Source organism: Vibrio sp. E150_011 (assembly GCF_053544015.1).
The window spans coordinates 265,203-285,102 of the sequence record NZ_JBHFOL010000001.1; the positions used below are offsets into that span (position 1 = coordinate 265,203).

18 protein-coding genes and 1 pseudogene are annotated in these 19,900 nt (G+C 44.6%); 11 read left to right on the forward strand and 8 right to left on the reverse strand.

The window, feature by feature from the left end:
- Window positions 1-60 precede the first annotated feature (60 nt).
- The 6 genes from pyrC to trhO all read left to right on the forward strand — a co-directional run bounded on the left by pyrC (window position 61) and on the right by trhO (window position 6,246).
- On the forward strand, window positions 61-1,086 hold the full coding sequence (pyrC, locus tag ACE1OE_RS01050; protein WP_372062087.1) for a dihydroorotase: 1,026 nt from the start codon (window positions 61-63) through the stop codon (window positions 1,084-1,086).
- A gap of 130 nt (window positions 1,087-1,216) precedes the next feature.
- The gene (locus ACE1OE_RS01055) at window positions 1,217-1,558 is read left to right on the forward strand and encodes a DUF1289 domain-containing protein (protein WP_102469460.1); all 342 of its coding nucleotides are present in this window, start codon (window positions 1,217-1,219) and stop codon (window positions 1,556-1,558) included.
- 117 nt (window positions 1,559-1,675) lie between these two features.
- Window positions 1,676-2,113, forward strand: coding sequence for an acyl-CoA thioesterase (locus ACE1OE_RS01060; protein ID WP_449209785.1), 438 nt, complete (start codon window positions 1,676-1,678; stop codon window positions 2,111-2,113).
- Window positions 2,114-2,261: 148 nt separating this feature from the next.
- The gene (locus ACE1OE_RS01065; RefSeq protein ID WP_449209786.1) at window positions 2,262-3,182 is read left to right on the forward strand and encodes a M14 family metallopeptidase; all 921 of its coding nucleotides are present in this window, start codon (window positions 2,262-2,264) and stop codon (window positions 3,180-3,182) included.
- A gap of 333 nt (window positions 3,183-3,515) precedes the next feature.
- Entirely contained in the window at window positions 3,516-4,835 is a 1,320-nt protein-coding gene (locus ACE1OE_RS01070; protein ID WP_449209787.1) for a BamA/TamA family outer membrane protein, read from the forward strand.
- Window positions 4,836-5,256: 421 nt separating this feature from the next.
- Window positions 5,257-6,246: an oxygen-dependent tRNA uridine(34) hydroxylase TrhO gene (gene trhO, locus ACE1OE_RS01075; protein ID WP_449209788.1), complete on the forward strand. Its 990-nt coding sequence runs from the start codon at window positions 5,257-5,259 to the stop codon at window positions 6,244-6,246.
- Between the two features lie 120 nt (window positions 6,247-6,366).
- Here the strand turns inward: trhO and ACE1OE_RS01080 are convergent, their stop codons facing one another.
- The 4 genes from ACE1OE_RS01080 to ACE1OE_RS01095 form a co-directional block, all read right to left on the reverse strand.
- Window positions 6,367-6,828 (reverse strand): exoribonuclease R, encoded by a 462-nt coding sequence (locus ACE1OE_RS01080; RefSeq protein WP_449209789.1) that lies wholly within the window; start codon window positions 6,826-6,828, stop codon window positions 6,367-6,369.
- A gap of 274 nt (window positions 6,829-7,102) precedes the next feature.
- A complete protein-coding gene (locus tag ACE1OE_RS01085; protein ID WP_102469465.1) occupies window positions 7,103-7,342 on the reverse strand; it encodes a PAS factor family protein in 240 nt (79 codons plus the stop codon).
- Window positions 7,343-7,528: 186 nt separating this feature from the next.
- Window positions 7,529-10,648, reverse strand: a complete 3,120-nt coding sequence (locus tag ACE1OE_RS01090; protein WP_449209790.1) for an efflux RND transporter permease subunit — start codon at window positions 10,646-10,648, stop codon at window positions 7,529-7,531.
- Complete coding sequence (locus ACE1OE_RS01095) at window positions 10,641-11,795, reverse strand: efflux RND transporter periplasmic adaptor subunit (RefSeq protein ID WP_449209791.1); 1,155 nt, start codon at window positions 11,793-11,795, stop codon at window positions 10,641-10,643. The genes ACE1OE_RS01090 and ACE1OE_RS01095 overlap by 8 nt, the downstream gene beginning before the upstream one ends.
- Window positions 11,796-12,158: 363 nt before the next feature.
- Here ACE1OE_RS01095 and ACE1OE_RS01100 point away from each other — a divergent pair, with 363 nt between their 5' ends.
- Together ACE1OE_RS01100 and ACE1OE_RS01105 are read left to right on the forward strand one after the other, a co-directional pair.
- A complete protein-coding gene (locus tag ACE1OE_RS01100) occupies window positions 12,159-12,887 on the forward strand; it encodes a glycosyltransferase family 2 protein (protein ID WP_372062096.1) in 729 nt (242 codons plus the stop codon).
- A 107-nt stretch (window positions 12,888-12,994) separates the two neighbouring features.
- Entirely contained in the window at window positions 12,995-14,308 is a 1,314-nt protein-coding gene (locus tag ACE1OE_RS01105) for an LssY C-terminal domain-containing protein (RefSeq protein ID WP_449209792.1), read from the forward strand.
- A gap of 23 nt (window positions 14,309-14,331) precedes the next feature.
- On the opposite strand, the gene ACE1OE_RS01110 is transcribed toward ACE1OE_RS01105, so the two are convergent.
- On the reverse strand, window positions 14,332-15,147 hold the full coding sequence (locus ACE1OE_RS01110; protein ID WP_449209793.1) for a hypothetical protein: 816 nt from the start codon (window positions 15,145-15,147) through the stop codon (window positions 14,332-14,334).
- Between the two features lie 283 nt (window positions 15,148-15,430).
- Window positions 15,431-17,332, reverse strand: a complete 1,902-nt coding sequence (locus tag ACE1OE_RS01115; RefSeq protein ID WP_449209794.1) for an alpha/beta fold hydrolase — start codon at window positions 17,330-17,332, stop codon at window positions 15,431-15,433.
- A gap of 370 nt (window positions 17,333-17,702) precedes the next feature.
- On the opposite strand from ACE1OE_RS01115, the gene ACE1OE_RS01120 reads away from it, so the two are divergent.
- From ACE1OE_RS01120 to ACE1OE_RS01130, 3 genes and pseudogenes are all read left to right on the forward strand, one after another.
- Complete coding sequence (locus tag ACE1OE_RS01120; RefSeq protein WP_449209795.1) at window positions 17,703-18,425, forward strand: SDR family NAD(P)-dependent oxidoreductase; 723 nt, start codon at window positions 17,703-17,705, stop codon at window positions 18,423-18,425.
- 32 nt (window positions 18,426-18,457) lie between these two features.
- Window positions 18,458-18,673: pseudogene (locus tag ACE1OE_RS01125) on the forward strand (ISAs1 family transposase); the annotation flags it as partial.
- Entirely contained in the window at window positions 18,670-18,870 is a 201-nt protein-coding gene (locus ACE1OE_RS01130; protein WP_449209796.1) for a hypothetical protein, read from the forward strand. The pseudogene ACE1OE_RS01125 and the gene ACE1OE_RS01130, both read left to right, overlap by 4 nt.
- 278 nt (window positions 18,871-19,148) lie before the next feature.
- Here the strand turns inward: ACE1OE_RS01130 and ACE1OE_RS01135 are convergent, their stop codons facing one another.
- Both ACE1OE_RS01135 and ACE1OE_RS01140 read right to left on the reverse strand, forming a co-directional pair.
- Window positions 19,149-19,523 (reverse strand): hypothetical protein, encoded by a 375-nt coding sequence (locus ACE1OE_RS01135; RefSeq protein WP_449209797.1) that lies wholly within the window; start codon window positions 19,521-19,523, stop codon window positions 19,149-19,151.
- 58 nt (window positions 19,524-19,581) lie between these two features.
- Complete coding sequence (locus tag ACE1OE_RS01140; RefSeq protein ID WP_449209798.1) at window positions 19,582-19,887, reverse strand: monooxygenase; 306 nt, start codon at window positions 19,885-19,887, stop codon at window positions 19,582-19,584.
- Window positions 19,888-19,900 lie beyond the last annotated feature (13 nt).

Here is a 19,900-nt window from a genome sequence, read left to right on the forward strand (position 1 = left end):
CATTTTCACGCCACGTTTAGGCTCCGTTTCAAGAAGAATTTAACCTTGGTGGGAGCCGAAATGACTACATTGACTATTACTCGTCCTGATGACTGGCACGTTCACCTTCGCGATGGCGAAGTATTGAAAGACACCGTTCGCGATATTAGCCGCTACAACGGCCGCGCACTTATCATGCCAAATACCATCCCACCCGTCACTGACACCGACATGGCGCTGGCGTACAAAACTCGCATCATGGCGGAACAGCCTTCCGAGCAGTTTGAACCTCTCATGGCGCTGTACCTAACAGACAAGACGTCTCCAGAAGAAATTCGCAAAGCAAAGGCGGCAGGTATTGTTGCCGCTAAGCTGTACCCAGCAGGTGCAACAACAAACTCAGACTCAGGGGTCACATCGGCTAAGAATGTTTACACCACGTTAGAAGCGATGGAAGAAGTGGGCATGTTGCTGCTTGTTCATGGTGAAGTCACCACGCATGACGTCGATATTTTTGACCGTGAGAAAGAATTTCTTGATACCGTCTTAGCACCGATCGTCAATGACTTCCCAAATCTAAAAATTGTTTTAGAACATATTACTACCGCCGACGCTGCAAACTTTGTTAAACAGGCCAACGACAATGTGGCTGCAACAATTACTGCACACCATTTGTTGTATAACCGCAACCATATGTTAGTTGGCGGCATTAAGCCTCACTTCTATTGCCTACCTATCTTAAAGCGCGGTTCACACCAACAAGCGCTCGTTGAAGCCGCTACTAGTGGTAGTAAAAAGTTCTTCCTTGGGACTGATTCAGCGCCGCACTCAAAAGGCGCAAAAGAAGCGGCTTGCGGTTGCGCGGGGTCTTACACTGCACATGCGTCAGTTGAGCTCTACGCTGAAGTTTTTGAGCAAGAAGGTAAGCTTGAAAATCTAGAAGCATTTGCCAGCCATAACGGGCCTGACTTCTATAATCTTCCTCGTAACACCGACACTATCACGCTAGAAAAATCCGCTTGGGACGTACCCGCAACGATGCCATTTGGCAATGATATTGTTGTACCAATTCGTGCCGGTGAGCAAATTGTGTGGAAAGTAAAATAAACATTACTTAGCGAACATTGAATCCAACGCCCCTATTTGGGGCGTTTATTTTATCGTCACACCGCACACAAGTTATAATTTGGGTGTTTTTTTATCCACCTTTGTTGCAAATGATAAGGCACAATAAGCAATGACAGACAAAACAAATAACGCGCAAGTATCGGTTTATACGCCCTGCCGCGCCGCCTGCAAAAACAATGCAGGGATCTGTAGTGGCTGTCATCGCACTCTAAACGAGTTGTCTGATTGGCGACACCTGTCGAATACCGATCGCCAAACCAAGATGAATCAGATCTCCGGTACAGATTCTACACACGTCTGTGAGCAGTGTGGCGCGCCAGCATTTTGTGAAATCGCGGCTGGCAATGAAAGCTGTTGGTGCTTTGAAATAGATAAGCGAGACACGTCATCGCTCACGACGTCTAAATTATGCTTGTGCCGTCAATGTCTTTCCGCACTGCCGGTTAAGTAACTCACCGTATTGCCCTCTTGGCTCCCCATATTGAGTACACATTTCGAGCGGTTGCTTGTTGCAGGTTTGTTAATTGATGATTAGAGTAAAAATTCAATTCACAAAGGTACCGCTATCATGGAAGAGTTACTCAAAGATTACCCTGTCATCACTGAAATCCCTGTTGCTTGGGGGGAGATGGACGCGCTAAACCACGTTAACAACGCCGTTTACTTTCGTTACTTTGAAACCGCTCGCTTAGATTATTTTCGTCACTTAAGCATCATGGAAGACATGGCGGTCACTAACATAGGCCCAGTGCTAGGAGATACCTATTGCCGTTACAAACTTCCGGTCACCTACCCCGACACGCTATTAGTTGGTTCACGTATCACCGATGTTGGCGCCGATCGCTTTAAGATGGAATATCAAATTGTGAGTAAAAAACAAGGTAAGGTCACCACAATCGGTACTGCGAGTATCGTTATGTTTAACTTTATCTCCAATCAAAAATCAAACCTCTCAGAAAAACTGATGCTCGCCATCGAAAACTCTCATCATCACGATATGGCGTAAACGTCACTTTCGTGGCGTCATTGACGAGTGAGGATTACACGTATACTTACGTAATCCTCACCGCTACGCTCTTGCTGTTCTTCGATGTCATCGTTATCCTAACGATATCACCCTCGCTTTGTCATACCACACAAAAGAGAACAGCAAGATGCATAATAGTTTTCAGTATCCCATTGGGACTCCGGGTCAAAAATGGACACAACAGGACGTCCTTGAATGGCGAAAAACCACTGCCGTAAAACGCACCTATAGAGAAGACGTTTTACCGAAGATTGAAGCGCTTAGATCAGCATTAGATGTCATTCAGTACGGCGCCTTATCGTACGACGAAGAGCGTTTTCCTCTTTTTGCATTGAAAACTAAAAATTGGTGTCCTTCAAAGCCCACTATTTTGATCACCGGTGGCGTTCACGGCTACGAAACCTCTGGTGTGCACGGTGCCCTGCAGTTTGCTAAAGAAAATGCGCATCAATTTCAAGATGAGTTCAACATTGTTATCGCTCCTTGCGTAAGTCCTTGGGGATACGAAACCATCAATCGTTGGAACCCAAATGCCATCGACCCTAATCGTTCATTTTACCCAGACTCGCCAGCTGAAGAATCAGCCAACGTGATGGCTATGGTTGCACAGCTGAACGTTCCTATTCTTGCTCATATCGATTTGCACGAAACCACGGACTCTGATGAAAGTGAGTTTCGGCCAGCATTGGCGGCACGAGATGGTTTAGATTATTTCGAAGATAGTGTCCCTGATGGCTTTTATCTCGTGGGTAACACAGAGAGTCCGGCAGAGGCTTTCCAGGCCGCTATCATTCAATCGGTAGAGAAGGTCACCCACATTGCGCCGCCAGATCATGAAGGGAAAATCATTGGTTCTCCGGTCGTTCAGCATGGCGTCATTAACTATCCGCTAAAAAAACTGAGCCTTTGTACTGGCATGACCGATTGCGTTTATTCTACGACTACCGAGGTTTACCCAGATAGCCCAAAAATCACTGAGCATGAGTGTAATGATGCTCAAGTCGCATCCATATTAGGTGCGATCGGTTACTTGAAAACTCAATTGTAACGTCGAAAAGGGTGCCTTCTCGGCACCCTTTTATTGATTACCCTACCCCATACACATAAAACCTATAGCCAACGCTAAGCTGCGCGCCCCACGAACTGAACCCTGAAATGATTGGACGGCGTTCTTTCCGTGACGACTAATACGGGTATTCGATTAACCAAACCCAGAAGCTAAATATTCGAACTCTCTTCCAAACCACGCTTTGTGTCATAAATAACACTCTAATAATTAGCCAAAATAATCACTTACTGTTCTATCTATCCTAAAATAACGGTAGGCTGTGATCATAAAGATTAAAAACAATAAAAATGAATACAAGGAAGTGGAAGTCGCATGACATATCGTCGTATTTTAGGTGTCATCACCGCGCTTGGTTGCTCATTGCTAACACCTATGAGCCAAGCTGCAACGCCAACCAGTGTCAAATCAAGGGTAGATAGACTAGAAACACCCGATCGCGTCCGTGAATCGATGATATTGCCTTACCTCTTTAGTACCGAAACAATGGGACTCAATGTTGGTGTGGGGGGGATGGTCAAAGGCTTATACCAAGACCAAATGACCGTCGGTGGTACCGTGTTTGCCGGTGATGTTAGTTGGGCAGCAGCCGGAGGGGTATGGAACTATATGATTCCCGGCACTGAACGAGTGTTTCTAAGTGCTTATGGTATGGTGGGCTATTACCCACAACAACGAGCGTATACCACAGGTCGAGATTACTACCCTACAGGCGTGCCGCTTCCCGGTAGCAACGATTCCTCAAATCAACAATATTTCGAAGCGGATGGCGCGTCAAATTGGTTTGATATCAAAATGGAATATGTGCTTCCACTTGGTGCAAACAAGGACCATGGCTTGGTCGACTATTCAATCCGAAACGGATTGCTCGTTTCAGAGCCGTCTGGCGGAAAAGAGTGGAACCCAATGACAAGTGGGTCCACCATCTTTGTAGCGCGCCAATTTAACCGTTATCAATCGTTTGAGTTTTCTGATGGCACGAGCGACGGAACCATTCACGCAATGGAATTCGGGTTGTTATATGACAATACCGACTTTGCGCCCAACCCTTCATTTGGTAGCAAACAATATGTAGCAACATCACATGATTGGGGTTGGTTTGAATCTAAACAACAATGGTCCTTCCATGAACTCGACCTCAGTAAATATTTCTCACTAGGCAAATCCGATTGGGCATCGCAACGAGTCATCGCCATGAACTTCTGGACGGGTTACTCCCCGACTTGGGAAGTGGAAGATGCCGGAAACGGTACGCAGCGAGTGACTGGTGGTGCACCTTATAACGAAGGTGCAACACTTGGTGGATTCACTCGCATGCGTGGCTACGACAACAATCGCTTCCACGATAAAGCCGTTATCTACGGTTCTGCCGAATACCGGTACACGCTAGCGTATAACCCTGCGAAAGATGTGTCTTGGCTTAATTTCTTGCGCATCGACTGGATACAACTCGTGGGTTTTGTTGAAGTAGGCCGTGTGGGCTCTTCTTATACCGCTAACGAGTTGCTTACCGACCTAAAATATGATGGTGGCGGTTCAATTCGAGCACTAATGGCCGGGCTTGTTGTCCGAGCCGATTTAGCCAAATCTTCAGAAAGCACGAATTTCTGGATTATGGTAGATCACCCATTCTAAGCAACGGGCTCCGGATTGATAGTCGGCTATAACTGACTATCAATCCAGCTAATAAATGCTGTCACTTTTAGCCTTTCGATCCCACTAACGCGCCGATTCGTCTAGTCAACGATTCTGCGCTTATTTTCTAGGTCCCATTGAGGTTTCTTTCGTATATTTAACATCGATGCCTGATGTCGGACATGGTGATTACGTGACTTAATTTTACGATATTTATCATAAGGTTAACTTAAAAAAATCCGTACATTTTACTAGCGTGTCCACCTTTAATTTAACCAATAGCCATGAACTTATGATGGCTATATATCCCTACCTTTGGTTGGTTTTTGTCATCGCTTAGCTTAGCTATACTTCGCGCGATCATAATACATCATTAACCATACGCTCTGGATTTACGTTCCAGCTCGCAGAAGGAAAAACCATGTCTCAATATGTTGTATGCGCACTCTACAAATTCGTCACACTTGACGATTACCAAGACATCCGCCAACCACTGACCGAACTGCTAGAAACGCATCAAATCCGCGGCACCTTGTTATTGGCAAGTGAAGGGATCAATGGCACGGTTGCGGGAAAGCGCGACGCTATCAATGCCCTACTCCAATGGTTCAAACAAGACTGCCGCCTTGCTGATGTCGTTTACAAAGAATCATTTAACGACGTACAGCCTTTCAATCGCACCAAGGTGAAGCTAAAAAAAGAAATTGTGACCATGGGCGTCGAGGGCATCGACCCACTTAATGTCGTTGGCACCTATGTTAAACCAAGTGATTGGAACGCGTTAATCTCCGATCCCGATGTCCTTTTAGTGGATACTCGTAACGACTATGAAGTCGATATTGGAACGTTCAAACATGCGGTGAACCCCAATACAGAAACATTCCGAGAGTTCCCACAATACGTTGCAGACAACCTAGACCCCGCTAAACATAAAAAAGTGGCGATGTTTTGCACAGGTGGTATTCGCTGCGAAAAATCAACCGCTTACATGAAAGAACAAGGGTTTGATGAGGTCTATCATCTAGAGGGCGGCATTCTTAAATACTTAGAAGATGTACCGGAAGAAGAAAGCCTATGGGAAGGCGATTGCTACGTATTTGATGGGCGTGTTGCGGTCAACCACCAGCTAGAAAAGAGCGGCTATGATGTCTGCAACGCTTGTCGTTTGCCTATCACAAATGAAGAGCAAATCTCTGAACACTTCGAAAAAGGCGTCAGCTGCCCTAAATGTATCGATAAACACAGCGACGAGCAAAAAGCACGTTTTCGTGAACGAGAAAAGCAAGTCCAACTCTCAAATGCTCGAGGCGAAACCCATGTAGGTGGTGAAGCCGCTCATTTGATAGAACAGCGTAAAAAAGAGAAACAAGCCTTGAAAGCGCAACAACGTGCGGGAAAGCACGCAAAATAGTGGCTATGGTTTAAGCGCTTAGAAGCACCATTTTATCTTTAACCATTCAAAGTGGTCTCGCTATTATGCGGACCACTTTTTGTTTAATTTTCACTCACATGATGGCATCTCTTTTGATGTTCATACGTCTTTAGCGTTTTCTTTAGCGTTAATATTGGCATAGGTGTGCAATAACTCAGTCAGCGCCTTTACCCAGCCAAACGCCTCTAATGGCGGTTTTGCCAGCAACTTTTCTACCTGTTCACAATGCACTTCAAGGGTAATAGCTTGCTCTAAATTAAATGACATTGCATAAAAATGCCAAAGCACTAAACGAGTCATTCGTTCACTGTTTTGTTTAGCGTTTTCAGAGTCATCAAACGCTTGCTGAATTTCACTTAATGCGATGGCCGTCATCCGAAGTGTGGCATCCAGTCGTGCCGACATCATTCGCTCTTCACTATCGACCTCTTCATGCTCGAAAGTGAACAGTTCGCTCATCGTTTCTTCTGGCACCATCTTACTGATCATTCGAACACTGAACTCTTCAAGCTCTTGACGCGGCATAGTAACGAGGCAATTAAATGTGTAATCACGAAGCATAAGAAAGTCACTCTAGATAGCAAATAGATGAACCCGCATTTTAAGCATTATCACTAAATTTACTAGTGTTTATGTGACAGTATTGAGGGAGGTTGCCGTGTAAAGAAGCATGTAGGAAAGTGATGATAGTGAGCCTCGACCATTCTTCGCCAAGCAATCAATCGATTAAAGGCCCCGATATTTCGGAGCCTTTCTTTTAAAGCCATAATGCCCTGCTACTCTGGCTACTTACCTGGTCAACGGCTTAATAACTCAATGGTCAGTGGCCTAGGGGCTACTTACTTGGCGCTTGTAAAACTTCGATGGCGAGCTCTACCGCTTTATCTATATTGTGGCGACCTTCTAGTTTCCCTGAACTAATCGGACCCAATACACTCGCGTACAAGGCCAACTGTTTGGAAAATGGTAGTTCTAGATGTTCATATAATGTCTGGCGAATTTGGGCATGCTGCTCTGGAGCATGATCAGCAAGACGAGTTAACGTGTCGTAAATTAATGTGGTGGTTGTGTTCATTTGTCATGTTTTCTTTAGCTTTGGGGGACGTTAAGTGTACAATTTTTCTATCGAGATAGCCGTGACATATGTCATACAATAGTATTAATGGGCTTATTAAAATAACCATTTATTAGGGGCGTCGCTCTACTAACTCATTAACGACGACAAAATAGAATGCCGTCGTTCATGTATCGTCTACTGACTTCAACTCGAATGATGCCCCTTAACTGGCACATATAAGCGCCACAATTTCTTAGCCACCTTGCCAATATCCTCCAACATCACATATAAACATGGCACCAATATCAAGGTCACGACGGTGGCATACATCACCGCAAACCCTAGTGCCACTGCCATCGGTTTTACAAACGCCGCTTGTAAGCTGGTTTCAAACATAATCGGCAAGACGCCAAAAAACGTCGTGATAGAAGTGAGGGTTATCGCCCTAAATCTCGCACAACCGGCTTCAACGACGGCTTGTTTGGCGCAGTCACAGCGAGCCTTTATCTGATTGACATAATCGGTCATGACCAATGAGTCATTGATCACCACTCCGGCGGCGGCGATCAAGCCAAACGTCGACATCATACTCATATCTAGGCCATAAAAATAATGCCCCCAGATGGCCCCCGTTAAGCTAAACGGAATAACTGACATGATAATAAATGGCTGTGCATAGCTTTTTAGTGGTATCGCAAGCAAAATGTAAACCGTGATCATTCCTGCAATAAAGAAGACGATTTGTTCGGCTTTTTGTTTTTGCTGCTCTTCAATTGTGCCACCGAGCTCAGTCACCACACTTGGAAATTGAGACTGTACCTTCGGCAAGACATTATCCTCAATATTCTTCACCGCTTGATCCGGTTCTATCTGCGATTCATCAATAGACCCATAGACATAGACCGTGCGGTAGCCGTTTTCACGACGAATTTGATTGATGCCAGGTTTATTGACGATGTTGACCACATCACCCAGCATGACCTTTTTGCCTTCAGGGGTATTAATTAATGTGTAGCGTAAGGATGAAAACGCTTCTCGCGTTAATTTAGGATATCGCACCATCACCCGCACTTCTTCGGTATTACGTAAAATTCGCTGCGCTTCACCACCATAAAAACTGCCACCAACTTGCCCCGCTATCGTGGCTAAATCCAAACCTAGGTCGTACGCGACAGGTTTGAGCGACAATTGTACTTCTCGGCTCCCCGTGTCCATCGACGAACTAATATCATACAACCCTGTTTGTAGTTGAAGTTGTGAAATCAGTGCTCGACCCGCAGCGTTAAGCACTTCCATATCCGGCCCATAGAGTAAATAACCAAATTCATCGCCGTCTTCACCTCCTGTCACGTTATCGTTAATGACAATAGACTTTAATCCTACAATGGTCGGCATTTTCTCTCGCCAGCGTTTCGACAGCTCAAACGCATCGACGGGGCGAACACTTTCATCCACCAGCGGTAAGATAATCATTCCTTGGGTACGGCTGGTGTTAATCGTCATCATATCGCGGACAACCGGTTGCCCATATTCTTGTCGAATATCCTCGTTGACCTCTTGCACAATCCGTTCAAGTGTCAGTAACGCGCTTATAGTCTGATCATCAGAAACATTGCTGTTCATCTCAATTTTAATCAAAGGGAAATCAGACGGTACCTTAGGGCTGGGGATCATTCGTACGTGACCCGCAGTGAGCATCGACACGCTAATAACTAACACGGCTATAAATCCTGCGACGACTGACCAGCGCCACTCCACACACCAAGAAACGCAACGCTTATACGGGCCATCAACAAAACGAAAGAACTGTTTATTGAAACGAGCCCGCAAGCTGTTTTCTTTAATCGGCGTAAAGGTGGTGTGAGCGAGATGCGCGGGCAAGATAAGCTTGGACTCTATCAAACTAAAGATTAAGCAAAAGATCACCACGATGGACAAACCATAGAAGAAGGCTTTTTCTGGTCCGGTAGAAAAGAGAAAGGGAACAAACACCGCTATCGTTGTCAGTACACCAAAGGTAGCTGGTGTCGCGACTCGCTGAGCACCTCGCACAACATTAGTCACGCCTCCACCTTCTTTTTCCACTTCGGTATAAACACTTTCTCCGATAACGATGGCATCGTCGACGACAATACCCAGTACCATAATAAAAGCGAACAAGGTGATGATGTTGATGCTGACATCAAAAAGAGGCATCAACATCACAGCGCCCAAAAAGCAAACCGGCAAACCAACCATGACCCACATGGCTAATCGAAAACGTAAAAATATAGTGAGTAGCAACGCAACCAATACCGCGCCTTGAAGCAAGTTCTTGAGCATCATGTCTAGGCGCGCATTCAGGTAATACGTCATATCCATTAATGTATGCAACTGAATACCATGCGGCAATTGCGCATTTTTAGCTTCAATAAACTTCTTAACCGTATTCGCCACTGGGACCATATTCTGTGTTTTGGTGGCTTTTACGGTTAAGTAGATACCATTTTGACCTGAATACTTAAAATAGTGCTGCCCTTCGGTAAATTCATCTTTAATGACGGCAATATCTCCCAGTAAAACCTTTGAGCCATTCGCGCCAAGCTTGACCGGGATCTGGCGAAACTCAAAGCCGTTGTAATACTGGTTTTCGATACGAATAGACACCAATCCCGTGCTGGTTCGAACCTGCCCGGCTGAAAAGTTGGCAGAATATTTTTGAATCGCGGTAACAACATCATCAAGGGTCAAATCATACGTTCGCAATTCATCCGGGTGGATTTCAATACCAATCTCATCGGGTGGTGAGCTTACCTCCACCAGCGACACATCACCAAGTTGCAGCAGTTCTTTTTCAATTTGTAATGCCATGGTTTTTAGCTCAGGCAAAGAGGTGTTTCCTGACAGCACCATACCAATGACATCTTGCTTAAACTCTATCTGCGTGACCTTGATTGGTTCCATTACTTTAGGGAAGCTTGCGACGCCATCAACTCTTTGCTTCACTTTATCCAGCACTTCCATCAGATTTGCTTTGGTATCAATCTCAAGCGTGACAACGCCTCCACCTCGATAAGCATCCGTGACCGCTTTCTTAACTTCAGTGACATCTTTAAGTGACTCCTCCACCTTGATGAGAATACTCTCTTCGATTTCTTGAGCAGAAACACCAGGATAGGAAGCCGTCACTTGGATATAGTTAATTTCAAAATTAGGGAACATTTGCCGCTGAATCAAAAAATAACTCACCGTGCCCATAATTAGAATGAACCCCATCAGCAGATTTGCGGCAACCGAATTTCGTGCAAATAGTGCGATAATGCCTCGTTGAGGAGCGTTACTCATTGAGACTCCCTAGGGTGGATTCCCGATCCGTTGGCGTGACTTGCATTCCTATTTGGGGGAATTCAGGGACTGTCAGCACCAATATATCGCCGTCTTCCAACCCTGAATCAATGTAAAAATTAGATTGTTCTTCACGCAACACATGCACAGGCTTTGGGACAAGGCGGTTGTCTTCATCAATAAGCCAAACGCGGTCATCCGTCACCAACTCTTGTGGGATAGGATAAAGATTCAGTACGATTTCTCCATTGAAACGCACCTCTACATAAGAGCCAAATGGAAGCGGTGTCTCCGCAGACTTTAAACCATATGGATCATCCACTCGAATCACCATATTGACCATACGGGTCGCGCTGTCGACAACACCAAGATCTCGAACGACCCGACCTTGACGCCTCGTTTCAGTTCGCCCTTTCGCGATAACAACGGCGTCGATGCCAATAATATCTTTAGGCAAAAACGGGGCATCAAATCCAGCGATGGGCACCATTATCTCTGCACTTTCGATGTTGTTCAGTTCTGCCACCTGTGAACCCGCGGTAATATATTGGCCCACGCCAAGATTTCGTGAGACGACAAGTGCATCGTAAGGGGCTTCTACTTCACAATTTGCTAAGTCACGGTTGGCACGTTTGAGCCCTGCGCGAGCCGATTTCACTCCAGCTTCTGCACTCAACACTTGGGGGATCCTGAGATACAAATCAGAGACTTGTGTATCTTTGATTTTCTTTGCTTGTTGTTCAGCGACTTTGGCTTTTGCGCGCTCTTCAATCAGCGTTGCTTGGGATTGAGCTAACTGGGCTTGCGCTTGCAAAACGGCAGCCTGATAGTTGTCTTTTTCGATGGTAAACAATACTTCACCACGTTTAACGACTCCACCCGCAACAAAGTTTGGATGCCAACTCAGCACTTCTCCAGACACTTGTGTCGCAAGCGCAGTACGCTCAAGTGGCACGACCTCACCAAAACTAGAGATAAGGATCTGATGCGACTGCGCAGCGAGTACCTGGGTCTTTACGGTCGCATTCGTTTGCACCGATTTTTCTGGCTCAATGTCAGGCTTGGTTTCCTGCACCACAGCATACCCTGCTACCGCTATGCCGATAATCCCAATGGGAAGCAACCATTTTACACTTCGCTTAAACATACCTTTCCTTGTCCCTGTGTTATGCCAGCATCATTGTACGTAAAAGTAGTGTCGTAAACTGTATTGATTTGCCCTCCAAGTCTAAGGTTTGACTTTTTTACGTTCACCGGCCCCAAATGCGCCAACTTTATTTGGCTCAAAACGCTCCCGCTTCTCCATTGCTGTGTGCCCATGACATTAGCCATAAGGCTATATATTAGCTTCAAGCCTAAATATTAGCTACAAGCCCATAAACAAGCTGTAAGTCCATGAAATAAAATGACTAAAAAAGCGCTTTATGAACGCAATATGAACCTTTGCCTCAGCAACAATTAACGTTTGTGAGTTTAGTATCTTCGCATCAACGAAGAAAAGGATCTTACTATGAAACCAATCAGCATTGTCATCATTACACTAAACGAAGAAAAACGTATCGCTCGTCTACTTAGCGATCTCTCTACACAAACATACCAACAATTCGAGGTGATCGTTGTCGATTCAAATAGTGAAGACCTCACCACGCGAGTCGCTGAAAAATATCGTGCCGCTTTGCCTGACTTAACTGTGCATACCATGACAGAGCGCGGTGTCAGCCTTGGTCGTAATACTGGCGCTAGTCTTGCGAAACACGAACGTCTTTTGTTTCTTGATGCTGATGTGCGCCTTGATCGTGAGTTTCTTGAACTCGCGGCTAAAAAGCTTGAATCAGAGAAGCTAGAAGTCGCTGGTGTTTTTATGGGTGCTCGTCAACTCACTCCCGCATACAAAGCAGGTTATGGGCTATTCAATGCTGGGTTGTTTGCCACGCAATTCTTTTTCCCTACGGCTGTTGGGGCGTGTATTTTCTCGACGAAGAGAGCGCATAACGAAATCGGTGGGTTCGACGAAGCAATCGTGCTTTGTGAGGATTGTCATTACGTTAAGAAAGCCGCGCAAACATGGCGCTTTCGATTCTTACCACTCAGTTTCCAGTTTGACCCACGTAGGCTTGAACAAGATGGCTTTTTCAAAATGGGCGCAACGTACCTTAAGGCCAATGTTCGTCGGTTTTTCTTCGGAGAAATGCGCAACAACGAAATGAACTACGAGTTCGGGCACTACCAACAGCAATAATGGCGGGCAACACCGCTCTTCACATACCCGTGATGACGCTAAGTAAAGCACTAAGCAACTAAGCAACTAAGCAACTAAGCAAGAAGATAAGGTAAAAAGGACGCGTTATGTTTGAAACCATTGGGTTATTTTTGGGGTCATTGCTGGATGCCGTGATCGGCCCTAATTTAGTGGTGCCAGGAGAACCCTTTATGATTGCTGCTGGATACCAACTTTATAGCGGCGGTTACATCGCCGTGTTCGCCGTCGTATTAGGCGGACTGCTCGGTGACCAAATCAGCTTCTTTATTGGACGTCGGTATGGGTTTAATGTGCAGAAAAGACTGCTGGCATGGCAACCCAAGATTAGAAGACCATTGGCTCGATGCCGCCTTCTGCTGCACCGTAATGCCTTCTGGATTTTAGCATTTTCACGACTCCTCGGCCCTGTCGCTTGGGTGGTACCATTTATGGCTGGAACCCACCGTATCGCGTGGCGAAAGTTCTCGCTATATGCCAGCATTGGATTGACTCTGGGTATCGGTCAGTTTGTTGTCTGGGGATACTTATTAGCGGCCGGTGTCGATAATGTGCCTGTACTTGGTGATATTGCGCTCTTCATCAGTGAACATAAATACACGATGGGCGTTGCACTCCTTTCCCTAGCCATCGCGTATTTTGGGTTTAAAAGACAGTGGCGACACACGTGGGTAAAAGCATGTAGCGTGTTTATTATTGGTACGCTTGCGCTCAACTACTCTCACTTTTTTTGGTTTAGTGATGATAAAGTGAATTCGACCTTGGTCGCTCAATCAACAATGCCCATCGTTACGCTGAAGAGTCTGAATTACAAAGTATTTGCCGGGCAATCGTCCATATATTCAGCACAGGGTATGAACGTGGTCTATCTCGGTGAATCGCCACAGTCTTTAATGGAAACCTTAGGATGGATAGAAAATAAAACCTTTTCGCGTAGTGATCTAGAGTGGCCAGATTATGTCAATTTGTTGAAACAAAACACCCCTCCAGTGTCCGATCTCATGTGGAATGGAGAGCCACAACATCTCGCCTTTCAGTTGCCGGGGACGCTGACCAAGCGCTCTCATATCCGATGGTGGCAAGCAGGCATCGATTCAGTAACAAAACAACCGTTATGGCTGGGTGCATTAAGCTATGATGATGGTTTAACAGTCACCCCGTACGGCGGCATCATTACCATTCTTCACAGCGTCGCCCCGGACATTGATGCCGAAAGAGACAAGCTAAAACACGATGTATTTCGCCTCAACGCCGCGTGGACTGCCGAAAATATGAAACTGGCTTACGCAACAGCAATGGATGGTCGTCATGATTACTTCACCGACGGACAAGTGTTGGTGGTCTCCAAACAGCAGCCCATTGATGCACTTCAGACCACTCATCTATATGAGTCTCAGTGGTAAGATCTTGATACGATCGACAGCAATTACTGCACTGAAAAGTCGTGGCTATAGGAAAAAATGATTTTTTGCTCAGAACCATAATCATTATCAGAGAGAAGCCCTAGTAGTGTCAGCGAATCGCGCTTGGTAAATTTATAACCAAGGCCAGCGCCAAGCCAGTAACCAAAATAGTCATTTGACCCCGCAGATGCACCTGCAAACGTCATCGCGGTGAATTCATCATTGAGCGGCTTTAAAGAGAAGTAACCTAAATACCCTCCAGTACTGTCTGTTGGGTGCAAAGCATAGGGATTAGATGGATCAAACTCAGGCTCAACTTCATTCAACGGTCTTTCACCATCAGTATAATTGAAGCCTGCCATCGGGAATATTTGCCACCCGTAAGGCTCTATATCAAAAACAGATAACGGTACAAACGTGCCAATACTATAATTATTAAAGTTTGAGCCATCGTCATACTCACTTCGGCCGAAATTGAAATTAACAATACCAATATCAAATAGCCAAGATCCGCCAAGCGTCCATTCATCTGTATCAGGGTGGAGTCGAAGGTTGATCTTCTGCGCTTCACTAAGCCCGATTGAACCCGAAACAGAATAACCATAGCTTTCTGAGTTGAAATCATAGTTACCCGCAAAGCCCAATTTAGAGTTGATTCTAGTTGGGTCTTCTACGTTTTTATTCTTATTGTCGTAGATGTCCCTTTCAATCGACGCGTCTCCAGACTGAGTATTGGATTCGGGTAATGAAGACGTTTGGACATCTTCATTTGCAATAGCATTCGGAACATAAGCAAACAGCGACATTGAAACCAATATGGTGAATAAATAGGTCGCCATAACACGTTTTGTACATGACGAACATTCAATAGGACTTTTCAGGGGAATAACCACAGTGTAGGAATTTGAGCGGAGGTATTCTACTGAGATAGATCGAAAGATACAGAGGTTGAACTTTCGTTGTCCCATAAATTGCATTGATGTGTTTGGCGCTTGCCAATCGACAAGCTAATCATAATGCTTGATAAAGAAAGGCCTAATTACCCAATAATGAACAACTTAAATAATGGATAAACAAAGCCTCTCTTCCGTAGTCGTAGTCGTAGTCGATATTATAATGATGTTAGATAAATTTATGACGGTAATCGTAAAAGCTTAAAATGTGTTTCAACGCTCTATCTCGGTATCGATCAGCTTCAATCAAGACATCATGCTTAGCGTAAGGAATCGTGAGTAAACGAGAACTTATGCACTTTTCATTAAAGGTTTCTTGCGCTGACAGTGATACCACATTATCGCCTTCTGCTTGAATGATTAGAATCGGCGTTTTTATTTTACCGGCCTGAGACAAACAGGTTTTACCCGCCGCCATTGCTTCAGTTATCCATTTGGGACTCACACCACCCAGTCTTAACTTAGGGCTGTTAGTAAGAAGATCACTGTACACCTTAAATCGACGCTGGCTACTTGTGTGATCATTACCTTCGAAGGTCTTAGTGACAAAAGCGGTTTGTTTTGGCGCAAAGTGAGGTTTCTTCTGCAGCTGACTGATGACCTTGATCGTAGCCGACTGAATCCCTCCAACCACTTTAGGCAATTTTATTCCAAACATGGGGCTAGTTAACACGCAAGCTTTAACGACATGCTCATACTCAGCAAGATATTGAGTGGTGATCACACCTCCCATTGAATGCGCCAACATCATGATGTCTTCACTGTGATCCTTCATGACAATGTCACGTGTAAATGTATCTAAATCTTCAACATAGTGAGCAAATTGGTCAATGTGTCCCAATTCACTGTCGGCAACGAGACGCTGTGATTCCCCCTGACCACGGTGATCAAATGAATAAACACTATAATGGTGGCTTAATTCATAAATAAGTTCTTTGTACTTCCAGCATGACTCATTACGACCCTGTACTAAAATCAACGCTTGGGATTGATTATTTGGGTTCACATTCACCCACGAGATATTGCACGCCAGAGCCCCTTTAAATCGACCTGTCGTGCGGTTCTGCCATACATGTTCCATCTCTAAATGGCGCGCATCAGTACTTGAGTGCTCGGAAGTCACTAATTTATGACGGTAAAAAGGTGTGTAAGGGATATCTAACTTTCGACCAACACTTTCTACAAACAAACGACCAAGACCAACACCATGTATATAATCTGCATCGAGCTGCTTTTTGGTACTTCCAATAACCGGTGACTTCAGGTTGCGAGCTGGCGAGATCTCATAAATATTCACATCATCAGGTGGATTAGCTAAAAAGCGCTGTGTTTGGCGGTAGCTTTCTTCATGCTTTAACAAAATAGCGGACAACTCGCTCATCGTCTTGGTTGGCGCACGCTTTAAAATCGCTTCTAACAAAGGATGCTGCTCTTCGAAATCAACAGGCATGGTTCGAATCACGACAATGTTTTTGTAACCTCTGCGGTACGCCTCTTCAACAGGTATCGGCGCAGAGACCCCACCATCAAGCCATCTTGCATCATCAAACATGACCGGTTTTTTGTGCAATGCGGGAATGGCACAAGATGCTCTTAAGACGTTCTTCCAGTTGTCTAATGTAACGTCAAAACAGGCTGTCGTGAGCTTTTGAGCGTGTGTGGCGACCGCAACCACTTGTTTAGTTTTAAGTGCATCGGCACCTTTGATCCAATTCAGCGGAATATCTACTTCTGTACTGTTAACCAACCAATCTAAATCGACACCTTCACCACTTAGCAAATATTTGGTCAGTTTAAAAAACTCGGGATGGCGAGTCGCTTGAGCGATCACTTTGTAGGCATGACCTTCATGCCCACAGATATAAGAAGCGAGATTCAACGACCCCGCAGACGTACCGATAAGGAGGTCAAACGGGTTAAAATCTGCACGTAGGAAGGCATCGAGAACACCCGCGGTAAAAACACCACGTTGCCCACCACCCTCGGTAACAAGCGCAATTTTATCAACGTGTTGTTGTTCTAGCATAAAGTTATCATGATGATGATGACTAATGACGTAACGTTTACCCATTTTGATCCTATTACTTATCTAACGCTGAATTTATGACATTGAGCTTAATATAGAGCACTTACAGTAATATGGGGATAGGCCTGCCGTAAATTCAATAATATTTATAGGTGGTTAATCAAAACCAAACTGGCTTGTAGGAAATGATGGCAAATCGGTTGAGGGGTCGGATGACATAAAGCATGGAGCTTTCAGGTGGAAGGATTGTCCTGTTTAGTCAACGCTCTCGGTTGGAAGCTAGCAGGAAAATGCCCCATTCTTTTTTTATATACATTATATTTCAGTGATTTATGGTAGCTTGGAAACACCATATATAATATGTACAGCAACAGCAAGGGGGCCTCCCCACCTTTATACAAAGAGGAATAAGTCAGTGGACCTTAAATTAGTGGGAAAAAACGTAGTAATAACAGGAGGTAGCTCAGGAATTGGGGCTGCTATTGTCAAAGGGTTTCTCGATGAGAACGCAACGGTTTACTTTTGTGGCCGTAATCAAGAAAAAATTGATTCTATACTAAAGGATTTAGAAGGTCTGCCAAATGTTTACGCGACACAGTTGGATGTAACAGATGAAATGGCTTTTAAAGCGTGGATAGAAGAAATAGGAGTTGTAGACGTATTTATTCCAAATGTTAGTGCATTGGCTAATGATTGGAAGAAATCTGTAGAAATGGATTTACTTACTACTATCAAAAATATAGAAACTGTTATTCCTAAAATGACTAGGGGAAATCCAGCGGTAACTTTTATAGGGTCGGTTAGTGCCACTATTAGTGAAAGTAGTAATGCGTATGGTTCAATTAAAGCAGCGCTTACCCATTATATATTTTCCTTGTCGAAAGATTATGCTGGAAAAATACGTTTTAATACAGTGGCACCTGCATCAACTTTGTTTCCCGGTGGAGGTTGGGACATCTTTCGTACAAAGTCACCTAAAGAGTTTGAGGCAAAAAAAAACCAACACCCTATGAAGCGACTAGCAACTCCAGAAGAGGTTGCTGCTGCTGTAATTTTCATTTCATCAACGAAAGCCACTTATATTTCAGGAGAAACGCTGCATGTTGATGGTGGTGAAAGGACTATGGTCAGTTTTTAGTTACTTATTGGGAAAGTTGTAACCGTTAACTATTTGCTACAGACGTTAGAGAGCATTGGGTTATCGAGCATAGTCTTCACTGGGTTCTAGATACCGCATTTAATGAAGACGCTTGTCAGATTTATCGAGGGAATGCCGCACAGGTTTTAGACGCCGTTCGCCACACGGCAGTGAATATGCTTAGAAGTGGTACAATTCGAAAAGCGAGCATACGCGGAAAAACTAAGATGGCAGCGATGGAAGTATGAAAGATGTATTGATTCCATTACTGCCGGAAGGGACTGAGTTTGCGCCTGATATGCGCCAAATAAAGTTCCCTACCATTACGCTCGAATGGCAGAACGAAGAGCCTTGGAAAGACGCGTTTGATTTCTACCAGTTACGCTTAAACCAAATTGACGCCTCGATTAAGCCATTGTTACCTCAGACACTTGAGGCTAAGTAGTGAACGTTTGGCATTGAGGAGTAGTTTTCTATGGGACAAAAGCGCCTTAGATTGATTGCTCTAAAATGTTTATGCCCCATTGTGAGTTTCGTTCGATTTACATCACGAGTTATTGTATGAGGTTTAACCTAATTTTGCTTATACATGTAATGTCTATAAAGTTCAGGCTTTATCATTATTAGCGAACTTTACTTTAGTCTTGATAAAATGGTTGAATACGAAAATACTCGGCATATACCGAGTATTTTTTGTTTGTGCTATCCGAACTAAATAACCGTTTAAGCTTGCTTACGAACCTGCAACACGCTCAGTATAGATAGTGAAAGGAAGAACGCGGGGTCACTCCAACCAAAGCCAACAAAGATACCAGTAAAAGCCGCATACAGTGTGATGATGGCACCCAGCATATTGGTGATAACCAAACCTTGGATGAGCTTTTTGGCGCTGATCCCCGCTTCAATATCTCGTAATAACCAAGTTATCGCTGCAATACCACCAAGGAAGATACTGGTGTGTTGAGACAGAAAGTAAGCGTACTTATCATTGATTTCCACGCCGTACATGGGCCACATCACCGTTGGTAGAAAAAACAGTACGATGGCAAACCCAGCGTAAATGATGCCGTGTAGGCTTAAAAACGTTTTATTGTTCATGTTGTATCTCTCTATCTCGTGTCTTCTACTATCTTTCTTCATTCAGCAAACGTCTGAATTAGCCATTGATTGGACCTTTGTTAATGGCAGTTAATGGCTGATTAACATCAAAAATTACACCACGCACTTCTTCTACGCCCATCTCTTTTAAGCGAGCGGCATGCATCGCTAGGTAAGTCTCTGCACTGAGTTGGTCTTCAAAAAGGTAGACACCACCACCCAGTTTTTCGGCTTGGTTTTCTGTCCAGATTTTCCAGATCATGCCTGGTTCGTTGTTAATAGACTTTGCTAGGTCAACGAGTGCGTTTGACATCTCTTCACCAAATGGGCCGTTAAATTCAAAGTCGACTTGTAATAATTTCATGGTCATTTCTCCA